The organism is Escherichia sp. TW14182, assembly GCF_000208525.1.
In the GTDB taxonomy this organism is placed as follows: domain Bacteria; phylum Pseudomonadota; class Gammaproteobacteria; order Enterobacterales; family Enterobacteriaceae; genus Escherichia; species Escherichia ruysiae.
Genome location: NZ_AEJZ01000318.1, coordinates 1 through 582 on the forward strand (window position 1 = coordinate 1; position 582 = coordinate 582).

1 pseudogene and 1 other annotated feature are annotated in these 582 nt (G+C 54.1%); the pseudogene reads left to right on the forward strand.

From position 1 onward, the window contains the following. Positions 1–54: 54 nt before the first annotated feature. Positions 55–582 (forward strand): annotated as a pseudogene (locus EQY_RS25810) (transposase); the annotation flags it as partial. After that, positions 336–452: a sequence feature (AL1L pseudoknot), on the forward strand. (Overlaps the previous pseudogene by 117 nt.)

The following is a 582-nucleotide window of genomic DNA, read 5'->3' on the forward strand; positions in this document are numbered from 1 at the left end:
TGAACCGCCCCGGGAATCCTGGAGACTAAACTTCCTGAGAAAGAGGTAAACAGGATGACTAAAAATACTCGTTTTTCCCCCGAAGTCCGTCAACGGGCAGTTCGTATGGTTCTGGAAAGTCAGGGCGAATATGACTCACAATGGGCGGCAATTTGTTCCATTGCTCCAAAGATTGGCTGTACGCCAGAGACTCTGCGCGTCTGGGTTCGCCAGCATGAGCGGGATACAGGGGGCGGTGATGGTGGGCTCACCACCGCTGAACGTCAGCGTCTGAAAGAGCTGGAGCGTGAAAATCGTGAACTGCGCCGCAGTAACGATATCCTTCGCCAGGCTTCCGCTTATTTTGCGAAGGCGGAGTTCGACCGCCTCTGGAAAAAATGATGCCACTGCTGGATAAGCTGCGTGAGCAGTACGGGGTCGGACCGGTATGCAGCGAACTGCATATTGCCCCGTCAACGTATTACCACTGCCAGCAACAGCGACATCATCCGGATAAACGCAGTGCCCGTGCGCAGCGCGATGACTGGCTGAAGAAAGAGATACTGCGCGTATACGATGAAAATCATCAGGTGTACGGTGTGC